Source organism: Micromonospora sp. NPDC050686 (assembly GCF_040654475.1).
Taxonomy (GTDB): Bacteria; Actinomycetota; Actinomycetes; order Mycobacteriales; family Micromonosporaceae; genus Micromonospora.
In genome coordinates this window covers 275,314-298,360 of sequence record NZ_JBFAID010000001.1, presented here as the reverse complement: position 1 = coordinate 298,360, position 23,047 = coordinate 275,314, and the positions used below count along the sequence as shown (strand labels likewise).

Below are 23,047 nucleotides of genomic sequence, written 5' to 3'. Positions count from 1 at the left end.
TGGGCGGTGTGCAACTCAAGTTCTCGGTTGCCGCGGACCGGCTCGCCATCCCGGTGAGCGGTAACGGTGGCTGGTGGATCGTAAAAATGCCGGATCGATTCGACCGCACGGCCGAGGGTCGGGTCCATGTGGAGGACTTCGCCCAGATCGCCGACGTCGGACGGCCGCACTCCCCGGCTGACCCCCGTCTACGACTTTCATTCGCTGTCGTTCTACTCGTCCTACCGCTGGTCACCGCTGGCGCTCAGCCTGGCCAGCGAAACCGTCCCGTCCGCCATCACCGCAGATCACTTCCGCAGGCTGGCGGAGCGCGCAGGTGCCGACCCCGACGGTACGGCGGAGGTCGTCGCCGAGGCGGTCGACCGGCTCCGCGAGGCATGGACGGCGACGTCAGCCGACACGCGGGGCTGCTTCGAGGCCCTGGCGGAGCACTACACGCGGCGACTGGACACCCTCGCCATCTGTCGATCGATCGACTGACCCCGGGAGGCGGCCCGGCGGACGGCAGTGCCGCCCACCGGGCCGCGCCCGGGGTGTGTCGCGTCAGCTGACGAAGAGCAGCCGGTTCGGCGAGCCGGTGCCGGGGCTGGTCACCACGCCGGTGGTGGCGTTGCCGGTCAGGGCACTGGCCACCTGGGACGGGCTGTAGGAGGGGTTGGCGCCGAGCACCAGGGCGGCGGCGCCGGCCACGTGCGGGCTGGCCATCGAGGTGCCGCTGATGGTGTTGGTCGCGGTGTTGCTGTTGTACCACGCCGAGGTGATCGACGAGCCGGGCGCGAAGATGTCCAGGCAGGTGCCGTAGTTGGAGTAGGACGCGCGGGCGTCGGTGCTGGTGGTGGCGCCGACGGTGAGCGCGGCGGCGGCCCGGGCCGGCGACGAGTTGCAGGCGTTGGCGTTGGAGTTGCCCGCCGCCACCGCGTACGTCACGCCGGAGTTGATCGAGTTGGTCACCGCGTTGTCCAGCGTGGTGCTGGCCCCGCCGCCGAGGCTCATGTTGGCCACGGCCGGCTTCACCGCGTTGGCGGTCACCCAGTTGACGCCGTTGATCACGCCGGTGGTGCTGCCGCTGCCGGAGCAGTTGAGCACCTTCACCGCGATCAGCCGGACACCCTTGGCAACGCCGTACGCCGAGCCGCCGACGGTGCCCGCGACGTGGGTGCCGTGGCCGTTGCAGTCGGTGTTGTTGCCGTCGACGGTGTTGGTGCCCCAGGTCGCCCGGCCGCCGAAGTCGTTGTGGGTGGTCCGGATGCCGGTGTCGATGATGTACGCCCGCACGTTCGAGGCGGTGTTCGGGTAGGTGTAGGAGTTGTTCAACGGCCGGTTGCGCTGGTCGATCCGGTCCAGCCCCCAGGACGGCGGGTTGGTCTGGGTGGCCTGGACGGTGAGCACCTGGTCCTGCTCGACGTACGCCACAGCCGGGTCGGCGGCGAGCCGGCGGGCCTGCTGCTCCGACATCTTCGCCGCGAAGCCGGTGAGCGCGGCGCTGTAGGTCGCGGCGACGGTGCCGCCGTACCGCTTGGTGAGGCCGGCGGCCCGGGTCGGCACGCCGTCGCGCGCGGCGCGGCTGTTCACCGTGCCGACCGCGTCGCTGCGCAGGACGACCAGGTAGCTTCCGCTGATGGCGTTGGGGGCCGCGGCTCCCCGGATCTCCCCGGTGGGTGCCGCCAGGGCGGGGGTGGAGGCGGCGGCGGAGACGGCTGCGGCGGCAGCCGCCACCGCGAGTGCGCGGATCACGCGACGTCGGGGTACGGGCACAACGGACATCGTCAGACTCCCTACCGGCACACCCGGACGGACTGGGGGCCGCCGGATGCCCCTGTCACGAACATTGCCGGAGACTCTAGCTAGCCATCGACATACATGAAAGGGATGAGCCTCAATTTCCTTAGCTGAGAGGGCAGATGTCGCGGGTGCCGGTCGGCGGAGGCGGTCCGGCAGGCAGGATGGCGACGTGGACCGACACGACATGCTGCTCTCCCCCGCCGGCGTCGACGCGCTGCGCACCGCGCTGACCGAGGCGGGCTACACGTCGAACGGCATCGCCGGCCGGCTCGGCGCGCAGGCCACCGGCGGGGTGGCCCGCAACGACTTCCGGGCCGCACTGCGGGCCACCGAGGACCGGGACCCGCTCGGCACGCTGATCCGGGTCTTCATCTGCGAGCAGACCGAACCGGCGGCGGCGGTGGCCGCCGCGCTGGCCCCGCTGCCGCTGGACGAGGCGCTCGCCGCGGGGCTGGTCGAGCGGCACGGCGACGGGCTGCGGATGGGCCTGGACCTGGAGCCGTACGCGGACGACTGGTGGGTGCTCGCCGACGTGCCAGCCAGCGCCCGCCCCGGTCGCCCGCTGCACGCCGAGCACGTGCTCGGCATCGGCGGCGCCACCCAGACGCTGATCGGCGCGACCGTCCGCCGCCCGGTGGAGACCGCGCTCGACCTGGGCACCGGCTCCGGCGTGCAGGCGCTGCACCTGGCCACGCACGCGCGGCGGGTGACCGCCACCGACGTCTCCGAGCGGGCGCTGCGCTTCGCCGCCACCACCGCCGCCCTCAACGGCCAGGACTGGGAGCTGCTGCGCGGGGACCTGGTCGCCCCGGTCGCCGGGCGCCGCTTCGACCTGGTGGTGAGTAACCCGCCGTTCGTGGTCGGCCCGGGCACCACCACCCACGTCTACCGGGACTCCGGCCGGGTCGGCGACGCGATCGGCGCCGAGCTGGCCGCCGCCGCGCCGGGCCTGCTCACCGAGGGCGGCACCATGCAGTACCTGGCCAACTGGGTGCACGTGGCCGGCGAGGACTGGGGCGAGCGGGTGGCCGGCTGGTTCGCCGGCACCGGGCTGGACGCCTGGGTGGTCCAGCGCGAGGTCGCGGACCCGATGGCGTACGTCAACCTCTGGCTCACCGACGTCGGCGAGGCGCCCGACCCGCACCGGATGGCGGCCTGGCTGGACTGGTTCGACGCGCACAAGGTCGAGGCGATCGGGTTCGGCATCGTCTCGCTGCGCCGCGGCGGGCACGCCGACCCGGTGGTCCGGGTGGAGGACCTGCGCCAGCGGGTCGAGCCGCCGATGGGCGACCGGATCGCCGCCTGGTTCGACCGCCAGGACTTCCTCCGGGTACGCGACACCGACGCGCTGCTCGCCGCGCGCTACCGGGCGGCCGACGGGCTCCAGCTGCGGCAGGAGGCCACCATGGGCGACGAGGGCTGGGCGGTGGACCGGCAGGTGCTCGCCATGCCGCACGGGCTGCGCTGGACCGAGGAGATCGACCCGCTGGTGCTCTCCCTGGTCGGCGGGGCGGACGGCCGGCTGGCCCTGCGGGACCAGTTGGCGCTGCTCGCCGCCGCCCACGACGTGGCCCCGGAGGAACTGGCCGAGGCGGCCGGCCCGATCGTGGCGCACCTGGTCGAGCGCGGCTTCATCGAGCCGGTGCGCGGCTGATGCGGGCGGTGGTGCAGACGGTCGGCCGGGCCGCCGTCACCGTCGACGGCGAGGTGGTCGGCGAGATCAGCGACGGCCTGCTGGTGCTGCTCGGGGTGACCCACGCGGACACCCCGCAGGTCGCGGAGACCATGGCCCGCAAGATCCACGAGCTGCGCATCCTGGACGGCGAGCGCAGCGCCGCCGACACCGGGGCGCCCGTTCTGGTGGTCAGCCAGTTCACCCTCTACGGCGACGCCCGCAAGGGCCGCCGCCCGAGCTGGACCCAGGCGGCCCCCGCCGAGCTGGCCGAACCCCTGTTCACCGCGGTCGTCGAGGCGCTGCGCGCCCGAGGCGCCAAGGTCGAGACCGGCCGCTTCCGCACCCACATGCTCGTCGAGAGCGTCAACATAGGCCCCCGCACCCTCCTCCTGGACCTTTGACCACCCACCCCCGTTCCCGTTCCCGTTCCCTGAGCGTTGATCAAGGAGTTTGCGTCGGCTCACGCCGGATTCCTGACGCAAACTCCTTGATCAACGCGGCCATCCGGGCCGGCGGTCAGGAGAGGAGGCCGCGGCGGGAGAGGGACTGGCGGATCCAGGTGTCCAGGTGGGTGGTCCAGTCCTGGGTGTGGGCGGTGGCGTGGTCGACGGTGAACCGGCCGAAGGTGTCCCGGCCCTCGGTGAAGAGACCGCCACGCTTGTCGATCTCCAGCACCACCTGCACCTGCTGCGGATCCGTGACGAAGGTGACCTCCAGCTGGTTCAGCGTGCGGGCGTACCGCGGCGCCGGGTGGAACTCGATCTCCTGGTAGAACGGCAGGCCCTGCCGTACGCCGTAGAGGTGGCCCCGCTCGACGTCGGCCCCGGCGAGCCGGAAGCCCAGCCGCAGCAGCGCGTCCAGCAGCAGCTCCTGCGCCGGCAGCGGATGCACCGCCACCGGGTCCAGGTCGCCCTGGTCGACGGCGCGGGCCACCTCCAGCTCGGTACGCAGCCCCATGGTCATGCCGGGCAGGTGCCGCCCGTACATCTCGGTCAGCGGCGTCTCCCACGGCACGGCGAAGCGGAACGGCACGTCGTGGCGCTGCCCCGGCGCCAGCCGGAACGGCCCGGTCACCTGCTGGCGGCCGAACTCCTGGTCGGTGTCGTACTCGGCCTCGGAGCTCTCCACCTCGACCCGGGTGACCAGACCCAGCGCCAGGTACGACACGTCGACCGGATGATCCCCGCCGGTCACCCGCACCCGGCCCGCCAACTGGCCGCCCGGCCGGCAGCTCGGGTCGGCCAGCACGGTCTCGACCGACGGGCCACCCACCCCCATCGCCTGCCTGAGCCGCTTGAACACCACCACGTCCTCCGTCGCCTAGCGGTACGCCGATCGGCGGGCCCACCGCTGGCACCGTAACCACGGCGGGCGAGACTTCTCCCGCTTTTCCGCCCGGATTGCTGTCGGTTCCCCGATCGCCTCACTCCCGTCTCACGCCCGGCACGGGAAGCTGTTCTCATCGGGCGCACCCACGTCGGCACGCGACGCGGACCCGGTGAGCGCCACCGAACGTGGACACGGGGAGAAACTGAGATGGTCCTGCAGATGATCGAGCACCAGTCGGGCCCGAGCGTCGCCGTCGACGGCCACACCGCAACCGAGGCCCTGACCGATCTGGACGCCATTGACGAGCGCGGCGTCTCCACCGACCTGGTCCGCGCGTACCTGAACGGAATCGGCCGCACCAAGCTGCTCACCGCCGCCCAGGAGGTGGAGCTGAGCAAGCGGATCGAGGCCGGCCTCTTCGCCGAGGAGAAGCTGAGCACCTGCACCCCGGTCTCCGCCCAACTGGGCGCCGACCTGGAACTGATCGCCGCCGAGGGCCGGGCCGCCAAGAACCACCTGCTGGAGGCGAACCTGCGGCTGGTGGTCAGCATCGCGAAGCGGTACACCGGCCGGGGCATGGCCTTCCTGGACCTGATCCAGGAGGGCAACCTGGGCCTGATCCGCGCGGTGGAGAAGTTCGACTACACCAAGGGCTACAAGTTCTCCACCTACGCCACCTGGTGGATCCGCCAGGCCATCACCCGCGCCATGGCCGACCAGGCCCGCACCATCCGCATCCCGGTGCACATGGTCGAGCAGGTCAACCGGATGGTGCGGGCCCGCCGCGACCTGGCGGTCACGCTGGGCCGGGAGCCCACCGTCGCCGAGGTGGCCAAGGCGCTGGAGGTGCCCGAGTTCCAGGTCATCGAGCTGATCTCGTACGACCGGGAGCCGGTCAGCCTGGACCAGGCGGTCGGCGAGGACGGCGAGAGCGCACTCGGTGACTTCGTCGCCGCGGCGGACCCGCGGCAGGAGGCGGGGGACGGCGGCGAGCTGCGCAACGAGGTACGGATCGTGCTGGCCACCCTGTCCCAGCGGGAGCAGGCGGTGATCCGGCTCCGGTTCGGGCTCGACGACGGCCGCCAGCGCACCCTGGACGAGGTGGGCAAGGAGTTCGGCCTGTCCCGGGAGCGGATCCGGCAGATCGAGAAGGGGACGCTGCTCAAGCTGCGCACCCCGGAGCACGCGCAGCGCCTGGAGGCGTACGCCTGTTAAAGGGGTGGTTCGCGTGCGGGGCCCCGGCGATTCGCCGGGGCCCCACGCCATGTCGGCCTTGACCACGACAGCGCGGCACGATAGGAACCAACTGGTTATGAAACCAGGAGGTTATGAATGGTGGGCACCGAGGCGCTGGACGCGACCTTCGCGGCGCTGGCCGATCCGACCCGGCGGGCCATCCTCGCCCGGCTGGCGGCCGGCGAGGCGACGGTGACCGAACTGGCGGCGCCCTTCCCCATCAGCCAGCCCGCCGTCTCCAAGCACCTGCGCGTGCTCGAGGACGCGGGCCTGGTCAGCCGCCGCCGGCACGGCCCGCGCCGGCCGTGCCGGCTGGAGGCCCGGCCGCTGCGCGACGCGCTGGCCTGGCTGGTCGACTACCGCGACTACTGGGCGGAGAGCTACCAGCGCCTCGACGCACTGCTCGACGACCTCCAGCGCACCGGCGACGGGACGACCGGGTGACCGGCCGGGACGACCCACTCGTGGTGCACACCCCCGGCGACCGGGAGATCGTGCTCAGCCGGATCTTCGACGCCCCCGCGCACCTGGTCTTCGCCGCGTTCACCCGCCCCGACCTGCTGCCGCGCTGGTACGGCGCGCGCGGCTGGCAACTGGTCGACTGCCAGGTGGACCTGCGGGTGGGCGGGCGCTGGCGGTTCGTGTCGGCGGGGCCGGACGGCGCCCGGATGGGCCAGGGCGGCGTCTACCGCGAGGTCGACCCGCCGCGGCGGCTGGTCTGCACGGAGGTCTTCGACGACCAGTCGTACCCGGGCGAGACGCTGGTCAGCCACGACTTCACCGAGCTGGTCGGGCAGACCACGGTGACCACCACCCTGCGGTACGCCACGGCGCAGGGGCGCGACCGGGTGCTGCGGTACCCGATGGCCCGCGGCGTCTCGGAAAGCTTCACGCGGCTCGCCGAGCTGCTCGCCACACCGACGACATAGGAGGAAGCCCGTGAACTGGACCCTGGAAGTGGTGGTGGTGCCGGTCTCCGACGTGGACCGGGCCAAGGAGTTCTACGCCGACCGGCTCGGCTTCGCCGTCGACCACGACACCCGCATCGGCGACGACGTACGCATCGTGCAGCTCACCCCGCCGGGCTCCGGCTGCTCCGTGGTGATCGGCCGGGGTGCGGTGCCGGAGATGCCGCCCGGCTCGCTCAAGGGGCTGCAACTGGTGGTGCCCGACCTGGAGAAGGCCCGCGCCGAACTGGTCGAACGGGGCGTGACGGTCAGCGAGATCCAGGTGGTCGGCCAGAATCCGCGCCCGGTGCCGCACCCGCTGGACAACGTCGGCTTCGTCTTCTTCACCGACCCGGACGGCAACGGCTGGGCGGTCCAGCAGATCTCCAGCCGGCCCTGACGCCCGTCGGCCCGTTCCGCGGGGCGGGTGGTAAGCGGGGCCCCGCCTATGCAGAAAGCGTTGAGCGGGGGCCCCGCCTTACAGGCGGCGGGGGCCGGTGTCGGGGCGGGACGCCTCGACACCGGTGTTGAGGGTGGCGTGCAGGACGGCGAGGCCGTTCGGGCGGGCCAGCACCGGGTTCAACGTCAGCGCGCGCACCCGGGGCTGCTCGTCGGCGAGCCGGCCGACCCGTACCAGCAGGTCGGCCAGGGCCGCCCGGTCCACCGGCGCGGCGCCCCGGTGCCCGCGCAGCAGCGGCGCCGCCCGCGGCTCGTCGACCAGCTCGGCGGCGTCCCGGTCGGTCAGCGGCACCGCCCGCCAGGCCCGATCGCCGAGCAGCTCGGTGGCCACACCGCCCAGCCCGAACCCGACCACCGGCCCGAACGCCGGATCCTCCCGCACCTCCACCACGCAGGCCACCCCGGGCGGGACCATCGGCTGGACCAGGAAGTCCGCGCCGAACACCGGGGCCATCTCGGCGTACGCGCGGCGCAGGGCGGGCGGGTCGGCCAGGTCGAGGCGGACCGCGCCCAGGTCGAGGCGGTGCCGCAGGCCCGGGGCGGCGGCCTTGACCGCCACCGGCCAGCCGAGCCGCTGCGCGGCGGCCACCGCCTCGTCGGCCGAGCCCGCCGGCACCGACGCCACCACGTCGATCCCGTACGCCCGCAGCAGCGCCGCCACGTCGCCGCCGTCGGCGCGCAACGCCGCCTGCCCGGCCGCCGCGTCGACCCGGTCCAGCGCGGGCAGCCCACCCGGCGGGCGGCGCAGCCAGTCGGCGTACGTGGCGACCCGGCCCAGCGCCCGCACCGCCTCCTCCACGCTCGGGTACGCGGGCACGCCCGCCGGCACCCGCCCGGCCAGGAACGTCGCCACCACCGGCTTGCCCGCGGTCGCCGCGTCGGGCAGCGCGGCGGTGAAGTCGCCCTCGGAGTCGGTCAGCTGGCCGGGCAGCGGCGGCGCGAACACCGCCACCACCGCGTCCACCTCGTCGTCATTGGCCGCCCCGGCGAGCGCGGCGGCGAACTCCGCGGCGCCGGCGCGCGGGCCGACGTCGCGCGGGTACCCGACCGCCACGGTCAGCTCGTTGGCGGCGCAGGCGGTGGCGGCCAGCCCGGTCAGCGCCGAGGAGTTGCCCACCACGGCGACCCGGCGGCCCGCCGGCAACGGCTGACCGGCCAGCAGCACCCCGACGTCGAGCAGCTCGGCGACGGTGTCCACCCGGATCACGCCGGACTGCGCGAAGAGCGCGCTGACCGCGGCGGCGTCCAGGGCCGGGCCCTCGCCCACCCCCACCGGCCGGGCCAGCGACGCCAACGCCACCACCGGCTTGCTCCGGCCGATCCGCCGGGCCAGCCGGGCGAACTTGCGCGGGTTGCCGAAGGTCTCCAGGTAGAGCGTGATGACGTCGGTGCCGGGGTCGTCCTGCCAGTACTGGAGCAGGTCGTTGCCGGAGACGTCGGCCCGGTTGCCGGCCGAGACGAAGCTGGACAGGCCGAGCCCGCGCCGGGACGCCTCGGCCAGCAGGGCCACCCCGAACGCGCCGGACTGGCTGAACACCCCCACCCGGCCGGGGGCCGGCAGCACCGGGGCGAGGGTCGCGTTGAGGCGTACCGCCGGGTCGGTGTTGGCGACGCCGAGGCAGTTCGGGCCGACCACCCGCATGCCGGCCCGGTGCGCGGCCCGGACCAGCGCACGCTGGGCGGCCGCCCCCTCCGGGCCCGACTCGGCGAAGCCGGCCGAGATGACCACCAGGCCGTGCGCGCCGGCCGTCGCCGCGTCGGCCACCACCTCGGTCACCGCCTCCGGTGCCACCGCCACCACGGCCAGGTCGACGGCGATCCCGGCGGCCGCCGCCGACGGGTACGCGGGCAGCCCGGCCACCACCGGGGCGGTCGGGTGCACCGGCACGATCGACCCGGTGAAGCCGCTGTCCCGCAGGTGACCCAGGACCGCCGCGCCGACGCCCTGGCCGGTGGCGCTGGCCCCGTACACGACGATGGCGCGCGGGGCGAGCAGCCGGGCGATCGAACGCGCCTCGGTGCGGTGCTCCCGGCCGCGCTGCACCTCCAGGGTGGCCTCGGTGGGGGCGATCGGGAAGCTCAGGTGCACCACACCGTCGGCGTACTGGCGCTGGACCTGGTAGCCGAAGTCGGCGAAGACCCGCAGCATCGCCCCGTTGGCCGGGAGCACCTCCGCGACGAAGTGCACGATGCCGTACCGGCGGGCCGCGTCGGCCAGGTGCTCCAGCAGCACCGAGCCGATACCCCGGCCCTGGTAGGCGTCCTCCACCACGAAGGCCACCTCGGCCTCCGGCGACTGCGGGCCGAGCCGCTCGTACCGGCCGACGGCGACGATCCGGTCGCCGGCCAGCACCACGAACGCCTCCCGGTCGCGGTGGTCGACCTGCACGAACCGGCGCAGGTCCCGTTCCGGAATGCGCGGGTACGGCGAGAAGTAGCGCAGGTAGCGGGTGCGCTCCGAGAAACGCGAGTGCATGGCCACGATGGCCGGGGCGTCGTCGGGGCGGATCGGTCGCAGCTGGACCGTCGTGCCGTCACTGAGCAACACGTCCACCGGTTGGTCGACGATGGTCACCGGTCGGTCCTCCCCCACCGCCGGCTCAGTCGCGTGGATCGTGCGGGTCGAGCCCGAGCAGCGGGAAGACCGACTTGCGGGTGGCCGCGATGGCCCGGTCCACCGCGTTCGGCTCGCCGGTCGGCTGCCACGGCTCGTACGCCGGGTCGACGTCGTCGGTCATCCGCAGCGGGACCTCCCGGCCGGGCAGCCGCCGCTGCGCCAGCTCACGCCAGGCGGGCGGGGTCAGCGTGGCCGGGTCGACCGGGTCGCCGGTGGCCACGGCCAGCAGGTGCGTCCAGGCCCGGGGCACCACCTCGACCAGCGCGTACCCGCCCCCGCCGGTGGCCACCCAGCGGCCGTCGCACAGCTCGTCGGCCAGCGCCCGCAGCGCGCGGTACGTGGCCCGCTGCCCGTCCACCGACAGGTGCAGGTCGGCCAGCGGGTCGAGCCGGTGCCCGTCGGCCCCGCACTGGGTGACCAGCAGCTGCGGCCGGAACGCCCGCAGCACCGACGGCACGATCGCGTGGAAGGCGCGCTGCCAGCCCGGGTCGCCGACGCCGGGGGGCAGGGGCACGTTCACGGCGGTCCCCTCGGCGCCCGGCCCGCCCGTCTCGTCCGGGAACCCGGTGCCCGGGAAGAGCGCCAGCGGGGTCTCGTGCAGGCTGACCGTGAGCACCCGCGGGTCGTTCCAGAAGACCTGCTGCACACCGTCGCCGTGGTGCACGTCGACGTCCACGTACGCGATCCGCTCGGCGCCGAGGTCGAGCAGGCGGGCGATGGCCACCGCCGGGTCGTTGTAGACGCAGAACCCGGCGGCCCGGTCCGGCATCGCGTGGTGCAGGCCGCCGGCCACGTTGACCGCCCGCCGGGCCTCGCCCCGCCACACCGCCTCGGCGGCGGCCACGCTCGCCCCGGCGATCAGCGCGCTGGACTCGTGCATGCCGTCGAAGACGGGATTGTCCGAGGTGCCCAGGCCGTACCCGGCGAAGAGCGGGTCGCGCGGCGCGGCCCGGACGGCCGCCAGGTAGCCGGGGTGGTGCACCCGGATCAGCGTCGCGTCGTCGGCCGGCTCCGGCTTGACCAGCCGGACCCCGGGGCGTTGCAGGACCCCCAGCTCGCGGGCGAGCGCCATGGTCAGCTCCACCCGGACCGGGTTGAGCGGATGGTCACCCAGGTCGTAGGTCAGCAGGGACTCGTCCCACACCACCACCGTGTCGTCGGACATGCGGCCATCGTCGCACGCGACCCGGCCGCCGCCCAGCTGACCGGCGGTTCAGCCGCCCGGTGTCTCGCCGGTGGCCACCGGGCGGCGCGGGTCGGCCACCCACTCGCTCCACGATCCGACGTAGAGCGCGGCGTCCGGCCGGCCGGCCAGGTGCAGGGCGAGCACGGCCTGCGCGGCGGTCACCCCGGAGCCGCAGTACGCCCCGACCGGCGCGGCCGGCGCGACGCCGGCGGCGGCGAACCGCTCGCGCAGCACCTCGGCGGCGGGGAAGCGGCCGTCGGTGACGTACTCCGGCGCGGGCAGGTTCACCGCGCCCGGCAGGTGCCCGGCGACCGGGTCGATCGGCTCGGTCTCGCCGCGGTAGCGGGGTGCCGCCCGGACGTCGAGCAGCGTGCCGGTGTCGGCGGCGGCGAGCCGGGCGGCCGCGGCCGCGTCGAGGACGGGCAGCGCGCCGGGCGCGACGGTGACGTCGCCGGGCGCCGGGGTCGGCGGCTCGGTGGAGACCGGCAGGCCGGCGGCGACCCAGGCCGGGAAGCCGCCGTGCAGCAGCCGGACCGGCCGGTGCCCGGCCCAGCGCAGCGTCCACCAGGCCCGCGCGGCGGCCATGCCGTCGCCGCCGTCGTACACGACCACGGGGTGACCGGCGCGGACCCCGGCGGCCCGCAGCGCGGCCTGCAACGCGGCGGGGTCGGGCAGCGGGTGCCGGCCGGCGGCGCCGGGCGGCCCGCACAGCTCGGTGTCCAGGTCGACGAAGACCGCCGCGAGCAGGTGACCGGCCGCGTAGTCGTCCCGCCCGGGTGGGCCGGTCAGCCGCCAGCGCACGTCGAGCAGGGTGGGTGGGTCGGGGCGGGCCAGCTCGGCGGCGAGCTGGCCGGGCTCGATCAGCGGCTCGGCGGTTCCGGACACGACGTCCAGTCAACACCATTCGTCCACGCATGGTAGGTCGGCCAGTCCGACACCCAGATCACCCGGAACCCGATCGGCTTGACGAACTGGACGCTGGCGGCCCGGGTGATGTGGAGCAGGCCCCCGCCTTCGGCTTCCTCGCGGTCCCGCTCATAGCTCCCTCGCCTCCGGCTCCAGGCTGGCCGAAGTGAAGCAGGCCGTACCTCGGGACGGCTGTGACCTTTAGGCGGAGCGTGTCGACGCCGATGTAGTAGTCCTCAGGTTCAAGGGTGATGACGTCGCCCTGGGCGAGCAGCGGATCCATTGCCGGGCCCCGTTCGCCCGGAACTCCTGGGCCGGTGTCAGCCTGCCGGCGCGTCCGACCTCAGTCGCGAGGGACGATAACCACCGAGTCGATCGGCGGGCCGTCCACCCCGTTGCTGCCTCCCTTACCTACTGGCTTGACGATGATCCGCTTGACGTAGCGGCCCAGGATCTCCCGGCGCCGATGCAACGTCTCCGGATCATCGTCAAGCCAGTCGTCTAGCTCCTCATCCTTGTCAACGGGGATCAGGGCGGCCTGTCTGACCAGCTCGCCCTGCTTGGCGCGCAGCTCCTGAATGCGCCGCCGCATCGGAATAATCTCCTCCAGCGCCTCGTCATCGCTGAAGACGCCCTTGGCGACCGAGTTGCGCATCCGCTTGATCCCGGCCTCCAGCTCCCGGAGCTCGGCCTCGATGGCCGGGTTGGGGTCGTCGGCCTGGCCCTCGGGCACGCTGATGCGGCCCTCGATGGCGCCGGCCACCCACTCCCTCACCACGTCCTCCAGCCACGGACGATGCCGCGAGCACTGGCCGCATCCCCCGCGCTGTGAGATGCAGACGTAGCGGTTGTAGCGGCTGTACTTAATGACCCCCGGCGGGTCGTACACCTGGGCGGACATCGGGGTGCCGCACATGCAGAACACGAACCCGGGCAGCAGGTACTTGCGGGCCCTCGGTGTTCCGCCCTTGCGCTTGGCCCCCCGGGTGCCGAGGGCGTCAAGGATCGCCTCATGCTCGGCTCGGGTGATGATCGCAGGCCAATTGCCTTCCCCGACGGTCTCCCCGTCGTGAGCCACCAGCCCGGCAATACGAGGGTTGCGCAGGGTTCGGGCCACGTTGCCGTCGTTTGTCCATTCCTTACCCAGCGGGGTGCGGACACCCATCCGCTGCCAGAGCTTCCGGACCTCGGATACCTTGCGGGTCTGGAACAGGACCTCCATGCCGTCCCTGATGGCCTTCGCGGCAACCGTGTCCACTTCCCGGCAGTAGCCGAGCGGCGAGCCGTGGACGTACCCGAAGGTCCGGGAGCCTCCGTGCAGCTCGCCAGCCTCTCGCCGCCGCCTGGCCGCGCGCTCGACGCGCTCCCCTGTCCGCTCGGCTTCGGCGGTGTCAACCGCAGCTTTGATTCGGGCAACCATGCGACCGTCCGCCGTCGAGAGATTGTCGTTGCCGCTCTTGACGGTGTAGAGCAGCGTCCCCCTGGCTTCGTGCAGGGTGATCAGACGCTCAAGCTCCAGCGGTCGGCGCGTAAGCCGGCCGTTGCTCAGAGAGACGAGCACGTCGAGCAAGCCGGCTTCAGCCTGCCTCATCATCTCCTCGAACCGCGGCCTGGGCTTCCTGGCCTTGGTGCTGGCGGACAGGTCGTTGTCCACGAAGACGTCAACCACCTGCCACCCGTAGGCCGCCACCAGCTCCCGGCAATCGGCCTCCTGGTCCTTTACGCCCTTCTCCTCGCTCTCTCGGTCCTGGCTGATCCTGCAGTAGATCGCGCACCGCAGAGGCACCGGCTCACCCACGGCTCACTACCGAACGGCGGTTGTGGCAGGTGGGCGCGTAATCGTGAGACACTGAAGCCTCCGGTTCGTTCCTCGCTGACGGGTGATAAAGATTAACGCTCACTCACTGGTCGACACGACCGAGATGTACCTGCGCACCATCCTGGAGCTGGAGGAGGAGGGTGTTCCCCCGCTCCGGGCGCGGATCGCGGAGCGGCTTCGGCAGAGTGGTCCCACCGTCAGCCAGACCGTCGCCCGGATGGAGCGCGACGGGCTGCTCACCGTCGAGGGCGACCGGCACCTCAGCCTGACGGAACTGGGCCGCAACAGCGCCGTGTCGGTGATGCGCAAGCACCGGCTGGCCGAGCTGCTGCTGGTCAACGTGATCGGGATGCCCTACGAGGAGGCCCACGAAGAGGCCTGCCGGTGGGAGCACGTGATGAGCGACGCGGTCGAGAAGCGGGTCTACGAGCTGCTCAACCGGCCGACCCGCTCGCCGTACGGCAACCCGATCCCAGGGCTGGAGGAGCTGGGCAGCGCGGGGCCCGCCGAGACGCCGGAGAGCGAGCGCAACCTGGCCTTCCCCGGCCTTTCCGGCCCGGTGGTCGTCCGCCGGATCTGCGAGAGCGTGCAGACCGACTCGGACGTGCTGCGCCAGCTGCACGCGGCCGGGGTGGACCCGGGCGCCACGGTCACCGTGGCGCAGGAGCGGGACGGGGTGTTCATCGACCGCTCCGGTGACCGGATCCGGCTGCCCCGCGAGGTGGCCTCCCGGGTGTTCGTCGCCGCCGGCTGAGCCGTTCCCGCCGGTCAGAGTTCGCGGGTGCGCACCCCTCGGGCGAGGGGGACCAACTTGCCGGTCAGGGTGTCCGCGGCGCTCTGCGCGGCGCCCGGCCCGAAGGTCCAGCGCAGGCTGGCCAGCCGACCCTCGGCGGCCAACCAGCACACCTCCGCCGCCGGCCCCTGTTTGGCGTTCTTCGCAGAGATCGTCCGGCGGTAGCCGATCTGCCCCAGCTTCGGCACCTTCGTCGCGCCGCGGGGCAGGATGTCCTCGCTGAACGTGGCCGCGTCGATCGACGTGTCGCTGACCGTCAGGGTCAGCTCGGGCCAGGCCTTCTCGCCGCGCACCACGCAGGTGTGGGTGTCCCCGCTGGTGCTCGCCGCCGCCACCCGGAACCGGGTCCCGCTGTGCTTGGCGATGGTGTCGAAGTCGAGCAGCCGACACGCCCCGCCGGAGGAGGCGGCCGCCGGCTCGACCGGGACCGGCGCCGCGGCCGGCATCGCCACCGGGTCGGGCTCGGCGCCACAACCGGCCACCACGAGTACGACGGCCACCCCGGCCAGCCCGATCCGCCCGTGCACGCGCAACCTCCCGTCGTCGGCGGGGGCACCCGCCGGATGTCCGTCGGACACCGTACGGGGTGGCCGGTTCTCCGCGGAAGCCCTCAATCGTCCACATACGGACAGTGGCGACAGCCTCGCCCACAGCACGTGCCGCGGCGGGCCAGGAAACCGGCGCTGAGCACGAAGAGGCCGGTGCCCGGGTCCAGGTAGCCGGCCTCGCCGTCGGCCAGCGCCGCCGCGTGGGCGGCGAGGATCCGGGCCCGGTCGGGATGCTCCGGCGACAACCGGGACGGATGCGGCTCGGTCAGGGGCCGGTCCGCCAGCGGCCGTCGCTCTCCGGTCACCGGGCGAGTCTACGAAGCCCGGAGCCCGGGCCGCCGCTCGGTCCGGCGGGCTCGGCCGAAGATGATGACCTGGTCTCGTGGCGACGCATTCGCCACCGGCCGGTCGGGGGCGGCCCACCCGCTCCTCGCCCGCCGGTCGGGGGCGACCCACCCGCTCCTCGCCCGCCGGTCGGGGGCGACCCACCCGCTCCTCGCCCGCCGGTCGAGGGCGACCCACCCACTGCTCGCCCGCCGGTCGAGGGTGACCCACCCACTGCTCGGCCCTTTGCTCTGCTTCAACCCGCGCGACAGGCACGGACCGTAGCCGCCTTGTACTAGCCCCTCGCGCCCCGCCCGCGGATCGCCCCTGCTCAGCGCGGTGTTGCGTCTGTTGAAGCAGAGCAAAGCCTGCAGCGGGGGGACGGCACTGCGGGCTGGCGGTGACGCGGCGTAGGGGTTCGCGGAAGGAACGGCAGCGGGACCTGACCCGGTTCGTCAGGTGCCCGGGACGGCCGTCTCGGTGAGCACCCGGTCGAGCAGGGCGACGAACTCGTCGGGCCGCTGGTACAACGAACGGTGCCCGGCGCCCGCCAGCACCACGCGTTCCTTCCGGGGCGCCCGGAGTTGGACGTACCACTGCTCGAGCAGGGCGAGCCGGCCGGGCAGCTCGTGCTCGCCGTCGACCAGCCAGACCGGCACGTCCAGGCTCGGCACCTGGCGGCGCAGGTCGACGCCCTGCTCGGTGGGATAGAGCACGTCGATCCCGTCGAAGGTGCCGCTGAGCACGTGCACCTTCTCCAGCAGGGTGTACTCGGGCACGTTCAGATTCTGCCCCTGCCCGCCCCGGCCCTCGCTGTTGCCGGTCCGGTCGAAGTCGAAGGCGCCGGTCTCGTTGCCCAGCAGCGGCTCGTACCCGTACATGTCCCGGTACGGCGGCTCGCCCCGCGCGGTCAACTCCCGGGCCAGGTCCACCCGCCCGGTGCGCTGGGCCCAGGCGATGGTGTCGGCGTACTGGCTGCGGTCGGCCTCGCGCAGGTCGACCGCCTGCCCCACCCCCACGTACGCCCGGAACAGCTCCGGCCGCCGCTGCACCGCCGTCACCCCGACCAGCGACCCGCCGGAGTGCCCCATCAGGTAGATCTTGTCCTGCCGGAACCGCTTGCGCAGGTAGTCCACCACGGCGAGCGCGTCGTCGACCTCGCTGTCCAGCGTGAACGTGGACGACGGTGGAAACGCCGCCCAGGACTTCGACGCGCCCCGCCGGTCCAGCGTGGCCACCACGAAGCGCTGCTCCAGCCCGGCGAGGTGCCGACGCACCGACCCGATCTCCGAGGAGCCGGGCGCCCCGGGCACGAACAGCAGCACGGGCGCGTCGCGACGCTGGCCGCGCAGCATCAACCCCAGCTCGCGGTCGCCGTTGCGGACGCTGGTCAGCTCGGCGACGCCGCCGGCGATCGGCGGCGTCCGGGCGGGCTGCGCGGCGGCCACCCCGACCAGCAGCACCAGCGCGGCGAGCAGGCCGACGGCCACCCGGCCCAGCCAGGTCCACACCGGCCGCCGCGCCGCCGGTCGCGGCCCGTCGGACGGCACCGGACCGCGCGACCGCCGGGCCAGGCCGGCTCCGTACGCGGCGCCGACCAGCAGCGGCAGCAGGGTGAACAGCCCGTGCAGCCCGCGCCCGAACAGCAGCGCGGCGACGCCGAACGCGCTGGCGTGCGGGGCGTCCACGGTGGGCCCGCGCAGCGGCATCCGTACCAGCTCCACGGCGAGCGCGAAGAGCAGCGGCGCGGCGAGCATCGCCCACCGCGAGCGGGCCGCCCAACCGGCGTACAGGCCGACGGCGAGGCTGACCACGATCGAGGTGACCGCCTCGCCGCCCGTCCCCGGGCCGCGCGGTGTCCACCAGCCGACCAGCAGGCCCCAGCCGAGCGGGGCCAGGGCCGCCAGGGCCAGCTGGGCGGGACGCGGGATCGACGGCTGCACCCAAACACCTCACCGAACCAGAGTCGCCTGGACGCTCAGCGTAGTGAATATCCGTTGTGCGGGTTGTCCCGTCACTACCCGAACCAGGTGATCGCCTGCCCGTGCCCCCGGGTCCAGGCCAGCGGCCGGCCGTCGAGGGCCAGCACGTTGTGCGACCCCTCCCCTGGCGACTCGGGCAGCCCGTCGTGCGGCAGCACGTCCGGGTCCTCGTTCGCGACCCAGTGGCCGGGCAGCCCGCGTACCAGCTCGACGAACGCCTCCCGCCGGGGTCGCGGCACCTGGTAGAGCACTGAGGTGTGGAACACCACCAGGGTCGCCCCGGCCGGCGCCCGCGCGACCAGCGCCGGCAGGTCGTCCACCAGGTCACCGCGGACCAGCAGCGGCGGGTCGGCCGCAGCCACGGCGACGGCGGCCCGCAGCCGGTCCCGCCGGTGCGTGTGCTCCGGCCAGATCAGCGCGTCGAGCCAGGCCGCCTCGGCGGGATCGGTGACGTCGAGCGGGTTGAGGTCCAGCCCGGCGCGCCAGACCACCTCCGGCAGCCGGACCGGCAGCGGCACGCCGGTCGCCGCGCAGTCCAGCACCGGCTCGCCCGATCCGAGCGTGTGGTCGCCGTAGCGGTAGGCGTACCGGTCGGGACAGAGGTTCAGCCCGGCGGACGCGCCGACCTCCAGCAGGGCGAGGGGCTGCGGCAGCGCGGCGAGCACGGGCAGCAGCACCGCACAGCGCCCGATCTCGTTGGTCTGCGTCGCCCGTACCCTCAGCTGCGCCTCGACCGCCGGCCAGTTCGCCACCGTCCAGTCGCGGAAGGCCGCCGGGTCGTCGACCGGGCCGCCGAGCAGGCGTACGACGCCGAAGAGCAGGTTCGGCTGCCGCCGGGCCGGCGGCAGCTCGCCGAGCAGCGCCAGCAGTTCGGCGTCCCGGGAGACGGCCAGCGCCAGCCGCTCGTACGCCGGTGAGACGCCGCGCGCCTCGCGGACGGCGAACCGGACGTAGCTCTCGGCGGTCGTCATCCCCCGATCATCGTCCGGACGGCCCGGACCCGCTGCCCCGCCTGCCACGTTCGGCCGGTGGTCTGGTCAGATCCGCCAGGTGCTGTTGCTGGTGCTGCCGGACGATCGCCTCCCAGGCCTCCTGGTCGTAGTCCGGGTCCGGGGGTATCCAGCGGTTTCGAGCCGTCGCCCGAGGCGGTCGAACGGAGAGTTGCCGTACACACCCAGCGCCAGGAGTTGATCCGCTCGGGAACGCTCCGCCTCGTAGCCGTGCTCGACGAGGCGGTGTTGCACCGACAGATCGGCGGGGCGGCCGTCATGGCCGATCAGCTCACCGCCCTGCTCGACGCCAGCAAGCGGTGGAACGTCACGCTCCAAGTGATCCCATTTCGGGAGGGCGCCTACGCCGCCATGCTCTCCAGCTTCCACATCCTGAACTTTGCCGACGGGCCGAGCGTCGTCTACATCGAGGGCCTCACCGGCGACCTCTACGCGGAAGGCGAGGATGTGCGCCGCTGTACGGTGGTCTTCAACAGCCTGCGTGCCGCAGCCTTGTCACCCACCGACTCGGCCGCGATGATCGAGAAGATCCGCGACGGGCGGCAGAGGGAATAGTGGGAGGCAGGCCGTGGACTCGCAGTGGCGTACGAGCACCCGGAGCGGCAGCAACGGTGCCTGCGTCGAGGCTCGACGCGTCGATCAAGCAGTCGAGGTGCGGGACAGCAAGGACAGATCCGGACCCAGACTTCGCTTTGACGGCCGAGCCTGGTCGGCCTTTCTTGCTGACTTGAAGTAGCTCGCACCTCCTCTGCATGAAGCGACCGCGGCTGTACGGACCTGGGGAGTTGGCCGCGCTGTTCGGCGTATCGCGCCAGCGGGTTTTGCAGATCACCCGCCGGCCGGGGTTCCCCGAGCCAGTCGCCCGCCTGATCGGAATGACCGTGTGGGACGCCGACGAGGTTGACGAGTGGGCACGGCACAACCGGCCACCTCGTCCGGTCGACAAAGACTGACCGCTCCTGCGGAGATCGATGGTCAGCCGCCAGCCAACCAGCGTGGCCTCCGCAGCCAGGGGGCGACCGTGGGTGCCGCCCCGATCAGGGCGATCGCGAGCCCGGTGATGACCGCCTGCCCGATCCGGCCGGGCGTGATCCCCGACGCGCCGTCCAGCACGTAGTTGGCGTACCCGTTCGCCGCCGCGTCGGTGGCGAGCACGGCACAGCCGAGCAACAGCCCTTCGATCCGGCGCAGCGCCAGCAACAGCGCCGCGAGCGGATCGAACACGGCCAGCGAGGTGAAGTACAGCAGCAGCCAGGTGGGGGTGGCCGGGCCCGGGCCGCCCGGCCGCAGGCCGACCAGATCGCCCAGGTGGACGATCCCGCCGTACGCGAAGACGCAGACGGCGGCGACCACGACGACACGGATCTTCCGGGGCACGCCGGCCCACCGCCGTCGCGGTGTTCTTCCCGTATCCATGGTCCCCCGTTCCGGCCAGCAGCCTGAGGCTAACGGGCCACCGAACGCCGTGAGCGCGGCAGGGAGACCCCTGCCGCGCTCACGAGAACCGACGTACGTCAGCTGCAGCCGCTGGTGGAGCCGCAGCCCTCGCAGACGTAGCAGCTACCGGCCGGCCGCATCTTCGTGCCGCAGGTGAAGCAGAGCGGCGCGTCGGCGGCCTTGCCGATCACGGCCTCCAGCAGCTCGGTGCTGGAACCGACCGACGGGGCCGGCTTGGCGGCGGCGACCTCGGCCAGTTCCTGCTTCGGCTGGGCGACCGGGCCGGTCCTCGGCTCCGGCGCCTCGACCGGGGCGGACGCGGCCATCGCGGTGAGGTCCGTGCCGTTCGCCTCGGCCTCCGCCTCGGCCGCGAGCTGGGCGGCCCGCTCCTTGGCGGTGAAGATGCCCAGTTCCGCGCGGCGGTCGTAGGGCAGGAAGTCCAGCGCCAGGCGACGGAAGATGTAGTCCATCACCGAGGCCGCCATCCGCACGTCCGGGTCGTCGGTCATGCCGGCCGGCTCGAAGCGCATGTTGGTGAACTTGCTGACGTACGTCTCCAGCGGGACGCCGTACTGGAGGCCGATGGAGATGGCCACCGAGAAGGCGTCCATCACGCCGGCCAGGGTGGAGCCCTGCTTCGACATCTTCAGGAAGACCTCGCCCAGGCCGTCGTCGGGGTACGACGAGGCGGTGAGGTAGCCCTCGGCGCCACCGACCGAGAAGGAGATGGTCTCCGACGGGCGCTTCTTCGGCAGCCGCTTGCGCACCGGGCGGTACTCGACGACCTTCTCCACGACCTTCGCGACCTCGGCCGCCGGCTCCGGCGCGGCCGTCTTCCTCTTCGCCGCGGACAGCGGCTGGCCGACCTTGCAGTTGTCCCGGTAGATGGCCAGGGCCTTCAGGCCGAGCTTCCAGCCCTCGAAGTAGATCTTCTCGACATCCTCGACGGTCGCCTGCTCCGGCATGTTGACCGTCTTGGAGATGGCGCCGGAGATGAACGGCTGCACGGCCGCCATCATCCGCACGTGGCCCATCGGGGCGATGGACCGCTCGCCCATGGCGCAGTCGAAGACCGGGTAGTGCTCGGGCTTCAGGCCGGGGGCGTCGACCACGTGACCGTGGTCGGCGATGTGCTCGACGATCGCCTCGACCTGCTCCTCGGGGTAGCCGAGGCTGCGCAGGGCGCGCGGCACCGTCTGGTTGACGATCTGCATCGAGCCGCCGCCAACCAGCTTCTTGAACTTGACCAGCGCCAGATCCGGCTCGACGCCGGTGGTGTCGCAGTCCATCATCAGGCCGATGGTGCCGGTGGGGGCGAGCACACTGGCCTGCGAGTTGCGCCAGCCGTTCCGCTCGCCGACCTTGTTGCCCAGCGTCCACTGCTTGGTCGCCTCGCGCTGGACGGCGGTGGCCACGGTGCCGGCCGGCTTGATCGCGTCGTTGGCGGCGGCATGCTTGCGCATGACCCGCTTGTGCGGCTCGGCGTTGCGGGCGTAGCCCTCGTACGCGCCGACGATGCCGGCCAGCTCCGCCGAGCGGCGGTACGCGGTGCCGGTCATCAGCGAGGTGATCGCGGCGGACAGCGAGCGGCCCTGCTCTGAGTCGTACGGCAGGCCGGAGGCCATCAGCAGCGCACCCAGGTTGGCGTACCCGATGCCGAGCTGCCGGTACGCCCGGGTGGTCTCGCCGATCTTCTCGGTCGGGAAGTCGGCGAAGCAGATGGAGATGTCCATCGCGGTGATGACCAGCTCGACCGACCGGACGAACTTCTCCACCTCGAAGCCGCCGTCGGCGCGGAGGAACTTCATCAGGTTGAGCGAGGCCAGGTTGCACGAGGAGTTGTCCAGGTGCAGGTACTCGGAGCACGGGTTCGACGCGGTGATCCGCCCGGTCTCCGGGCAGGTGTGCCAGTCGTTGATGGTGTCGTCGTACTGCAGGCCCGGGTCGGCGCACTCCCAGGCGGCCGTCGAGATGCTCCGGAACAGGCTCTTGGCGTCGATCGTCTCGATCACCTGGCCGTCGAGCCGGCCGCGCAGGTCGAAGCCGCCGCCGTTCTCGACCGCGGTCATGAACTCGTCCGAGACCCGAACCGAGTTGTTGGCGTTCTGGTACTGCACGCTGACGATGTCGGCGCCGCCCAGGTCCATGTCGAAGCCGGCGTCCCGCAGCGCGCGGATCTTGTCCTCCTCGCGCGCCTTGGTGACCACGAACTCCTGGATGTCCGGGTGGTCCACGTCGAGGATGACCATCTTGGCCGCGCGCCGGGTGGCGCCGCCGGACTTGATGGTGCCGGCGGAGGCGTCCGCACCGCGCATGAAGCTGACCGGGCCGGAGGCGTTTCCGCCGGAGGAGAGCAGCTCCCGGGAGGAGCGGATCCGGGACAGGTTGACGCCGGAGCCGGAGCCGCCCTTGAAGATCAGCCCCTCCTCCTTGTACCAGTCCAGGATGGAGTCCATCGAGTCGTCGACGGCCAGGATGAAACACGCGCTGACCTGCTGGGGCGACGGCGTGCCGACGTTGAACCAGACCGGCGAGTTGAAGCTGAACACCTGGTGCAGGAGCATCCAGGTCAGCTCGTGCGCGAAGACCTCGGCGTCGGCCGGGGTGGCGAAGTAGCCGTACTCCTCGCCGGCGGTGCGGTAGGTGCCGACCACCCGGTCGATCAGCTGCTTGAGCGACCACTCCCGCTCCGGGGTCCCCACCGCGCCCCGGAAGTACTTGGTGGTCACGATGTTGGCCGCGTTGACACTCCAGGACTCGGGGTACTCCACCCCCCGCTGCTCGAAGTTGATCGAGCCGTCCCGCCAGTTCGTCATGACGACGTCGCGGCGCTCCCAGGTGACCTCGTCGTAGGGATGCACCCCCTCGGTCGTCCAGACGCGCTCGATCTTCAGCCCGGCCCCGGCCTTGTTCCGTGACTTGCTGGTCGTCACGCCCTCGCCCCCCTCGTCGGCGCGGTCACCCACCGCGCCTCGTCAAACTGTCAGAAACTCGAAA

General features: G+C 72.9%; 23 protein-coding genes. 11 read left to right on the top strand and 12 right to left on the bottom strand.

Features of this window, described 5'->3' with window-relative positions:
• The first annotated feature begins 126 nt into the window (after window positions 1-126).
• Complete coding sequence (locus tag AB0H57_RS01360) at window positions 127-480, top strand: hypothetical protein (RefSeq protein WP_357501479.1); 354 nt, start codon at window positions 127-129, stop codon at window positions 478-480.
• Between the two features lie 63 nt (window positions 481-543).
• Here the strand turns inward: AB0H57_RS01360 and AB0H57_RS01355 are convergent, their stop codons facing one another.
• Window positions 544-1,734 (bottom strand): S8 family peptidase, encoded by a 1,191-nt coding sequence (locus tag AB0H57_RS01355; RefSeq protein ID WP_357501478.1) that lies wholly within the window; start codon window positions 1,732-1,734, stop codon window positions 544-546.
• Window positions 1,735-1,951: 217 nt separating this feature from the next.
• On the opposite strand from AB0H57_RS01355, the gene AB0H57_RS01350 reads away from it, so the two are divergent.
• Both AB0H57_RS01350 and dtd read left to right on the top strand, forming a co-directional pair.
• Entirely contained in the window at window positions 1,952-3,436 is a 1,485-nt protein-coding gene (locus tag AB0H57_RS01350) for a methyltransferase (protein WP_357501477.1), read from the top strand.
• Complete coding sequence (dtd, locus tag AB0H57_RS01345; RefSeq protein WP_357501476.1) at window positions 3,436-3,858, top strand: D-aminoacyl-tRNA deacylase; 423 nt, start codon at window positions 3,436-3,438, stop codon at window positions 3,856-3,858. Before AB0H57_RS01350 ends, dtd begins: the two co-directional genes overlap by 1 nt.
• A 115-nt stretch (window positions 3,859-3,973) precedes the next feature.
• Here the strand turns inward: dtd and AB0H57_RS01340 are convergent, their stop codons facing one another.
• Window positions 3,974-4,762, bottom strand: coding sequence for a sporulation protein (locus tag AB0H57_RS01340; RefSeq protein WP_357501475.1), 789 nt, complete (start codon window positions 4,760-4,762; stop codon window positions 3,974-3,976).
• 243 nt (window positions 4,763-5,005) lie between these two features.
• Here AB0H57_RS01340 and sigB point away from each other — a divergent pair, with 243 nt between their 5' ends.
• The 4 genes from sigB to AB0H57_RS01320 all read left to right on the top strand — a co-directional run bounded on the left by sigB (window position 5,006) and on the right by AB0H57_RS01320 (window position 7,369).
• On the top strand, window positions 5,006-6,001 hold the full coding sequence (sigB, locus tag AB0H57_RS01335) for an RNA polymerase sigma factor SigB (RefSeq protein WP_357501699.1): 996 nt from the start codon (window positions 5,006-5,008) through the stop codon (window positions 5,999-6,001).
• A 117-nt stretch (window positions 6,002-6,118) separates the two neighbouring features.
• Window positions 6,119-6,466, top strand: a complete 348-nt coding sequence (locus tag AB0H57_RS01330) for a metalloregulator ArsR/SmtB family transcription factor (protein WP_357501474.1) — start codon at window positions 6,119-6,121, stop codon at window positions 6,464-6,466.
• Window positions 6,463-6,951: an SRPBCC family protein gene (locus AB0H57_RS01325; RefSeq protein ID WP_357501473.1), complete on the top strand. Its 489-nt coding sequence runs from the start codon at window positions 6,463-6,465 to the stop codon at window positions 6,949-6,951. The genes AB0H57_RS01330 and AB0H57_RS01325 overlap by 4 nt, the downstream gene beginning before the upstream one ends.
• A gap of 10 nt (window positions 6,952-6,961) precedes the next feature.
• Complete coding sequence (locus tag AB0H57_RS01320; RefSeq protein WP_357501472.1) at window positions 6,962-7,369, top strand: VOC family protein; 408 nt, start codon at window positions 6,962-6,964, stop codon at window positions 7,367-7,369.
• A gap of 78 nt (window positions 7,370-7,447) precedes the next feature.
• Here AB0H57_RS01320 and AB0H57_RS01315 read toward each other — a convergent pair whose 3' ends face one another.
• The 4 genes from AB0H57_RS01315 to AB0H57_RS01300 form a co-directional block, all read right to left on the bottom strand.
• Window positions 7,448-10,003 (bottom strand): GNAT family N-acetyltransferase, encoded by a 2,556-nt coding sequence (locus AB0H57_RS01315; RefSeq protein WP_357501471.1) that lies wholly within the window; start codon window positions 10,001-10,003, stop codon window positions 7,448-7,450.
• 25 nt (window positions 10,004-10,028) lie between these two features.
• Complete coding sequence (locus AB0H57_RS01310) at window positions 10,029-11,210, bottom strand: acetoin utilization protein AcuC (RefSeq protein WP_357501470.1); 1,182 nt, start codon at window positions 11,208-11,210, stop codon at window positions 10,029-10,031.
• Window positions 11,211-11,258: 48 nt separating this feature from the next.
• Window positions 11,259-12,116 (bottom strand): sulfurtransferase, encoded by an 858-nt coding sequence (locus AB0H57_RS01305; RefSeq protein WP_357501469.1) that lies wholly within the window; start codon window positions 12,114-12,116, stop codon window positions 11,259-11,261.
• 364 nt (window positions 12,117-12,480) lie between these two features.
• Window positions 12,481-13,935: a recombinase family protein gene (locus AB0H57_RS01300; RefSeq protein WP_357501468.1), complete on the bottom strand. Its 1,455-nt coding sequence runs from the start codon at window positions 13,933-13,935 to the stop codon at window positions 12,481-12,483.
• Between the two features lie 82 nt (window positions 13,936-14,017).
• Here AB0H57_RS01300 and AB0H57_RS01295 point away from each other — a divergent pair, with 82 nt between their 5' ends.
• On the top strand, window positions 14,018-14,710 hold the full coding sequence (locus tag AB0H57_RS01295; protein WP_357501467.1) for a metal-dependent transcriptional regulator: 693 nt from the start codon (window positions 14,018-14,020) through the stop codon (window positions 14,708-14,710).
• A 14-nt stretch (window positions 14,711-14,724) separates the two neighbouring features.
• Here the strand turns inward: AB0H57_RS01295 and AB0H57_RS01290 are convergent, their stop codons facing one another.
• The 4 genes from AB0H57_RS01290 to AB0H57_RS01275 all read right to left on the bottom strand — a co-directional run bounded on the left by AB0H57_RS01290 (window position 14,725) and on the right by AB0H57_RS01275 (window position 18,574).
• The gene (locus tag AB0H57_RS01290) at window positions 14,725-15,276 is read right to left on the bottom strand and encodes a hypothetical protein (protein WP_357501466.1); all 552 of its coding nucleotides are present in this window, start codon (window positions 15,274-15,276) and stop codon (window positions 14,725-14,727) included.
• Window positions 15,277-15,359: 83 nt separating this feature from the next.
• Window positions 15,360-15,602, bottom strand: coding sequence for a DUF5522 domain-containing protein (locus AB0H57_RS01285; RefSeq protein ID WP_357501465.1), 243 nt, complete (start codon window positions 15,600-15,602; stop codon window positions 15,360-15,362).
• 474 nt (window positions 15,603-16,076) lie between these two features.
• On the bottom strand, window positions 16,077-17,564 hold the full coding sequence (locus AB0H57_RS01280; RefSeq protein ID WP_357501464.1) for an alpha/beta hydrolase: 1,488 nt from the start codon (window positions 17,562-17,564) through the stop codon (window positions 16,077-16,079).
• Window positions 17,565-17,638: 74 nt separating this feature from the next.
• Window positions 17,639-18,574 (bottom strand): DUF2332 domain-containing protein, encoded by a 936-nt coding sequence (locus AB0H57_RS01275; RefSeq protein ID WP_357501463.1) that lies wholly within the window; start codon window positions 18,572-18,574, stop codon window positions 17,639-17,641.
• 57 nt (window positions 18,575-18,631) lie between these two features.
• Here AB0H57_RS01275 and AB0H57_RS01270 point away from each other — a divergent pair, with 57 nt between their 5' ends.
• The 3 genes from AB0H57_RS01270 to AB0H57_RS01260 are packed head-to-tail and all read left to right on the top strand — an operon-like array spanning window position 18,632 to window position 19,566.
• Window positions 18,632-19,168 carry a DUF5753 domain-containing protein gene (locus AB0H57_RS01270; protein ID WP_357501462.1) on the top strand — a complete coding sequence of 179 codons (537 nt, stop codon included), beginning with the start codon at window positions 18,632-18,634 and terminating at the stop codon, window positions 19,166-19,168.
• A 13-nt stretch (window positions 19,169-19,181) separates the two neighbouring features.
• Complete coding sequence (locus AB0H57_RS01265) at window positions 19,182-19,349, top strand: DUF397 domain-containing protein (protein WP_357501461.1); 168 nt, start codon at window positions 19,182-19,184, stop codon at window positions 19,347-19,349.
• Between the two features lie 49 nt (window positions 19,350-19,398).
• Window positions 19,399-19,566, top strand: a complete 168-nt coding sequence (locus tag AB0H57_RS01260) for a DNA-binding protein (RefSeq protein ID WP_357501460.1) — start codon at window positions 19,399-19,401, stop codon at window positions 19,564-19,566.
• A gap of 22 nt (window positions 19,567-19,588) precedes the next feature.
• Here the strand turns inward: AB0H57_RS01260 and AB0H57_RS01255 are convergent, their stop codons facing one another.
• Both AB0H57_RS01255 and AB0H57_RS01250 read right to left on the bottom strand, forming a co-directional pair.
• Complete coding sequence (locus AB0H57_RS01255; RefSeq protein WP_357501459.1) at window positions 19,589-19,990, bottom strand: hypothetical protein; 402 nt, start codon at window positions 19,988-19,990, stop codon at window positions 19,589-19,591.
• Window positions 19,991-20,127: 137 nt separating this feature from the next.
• Window positions 20,128-23,016 carry a vitamin B12-dependent ribonucleotide reductase gene (locus AB0H57_RS01250; RefSeq protein ID WP_357501458.1) on the bottom strand — a complete coding sequence of 963 codons (2,889 nt, stop codon included), beginning with the start codon at window positions 23,014-23,016 and terminating at the stop codon, window positions 20,128-20,130.
• Window positions 23,017-23,047: the final 31 nt, after the last annotated feature.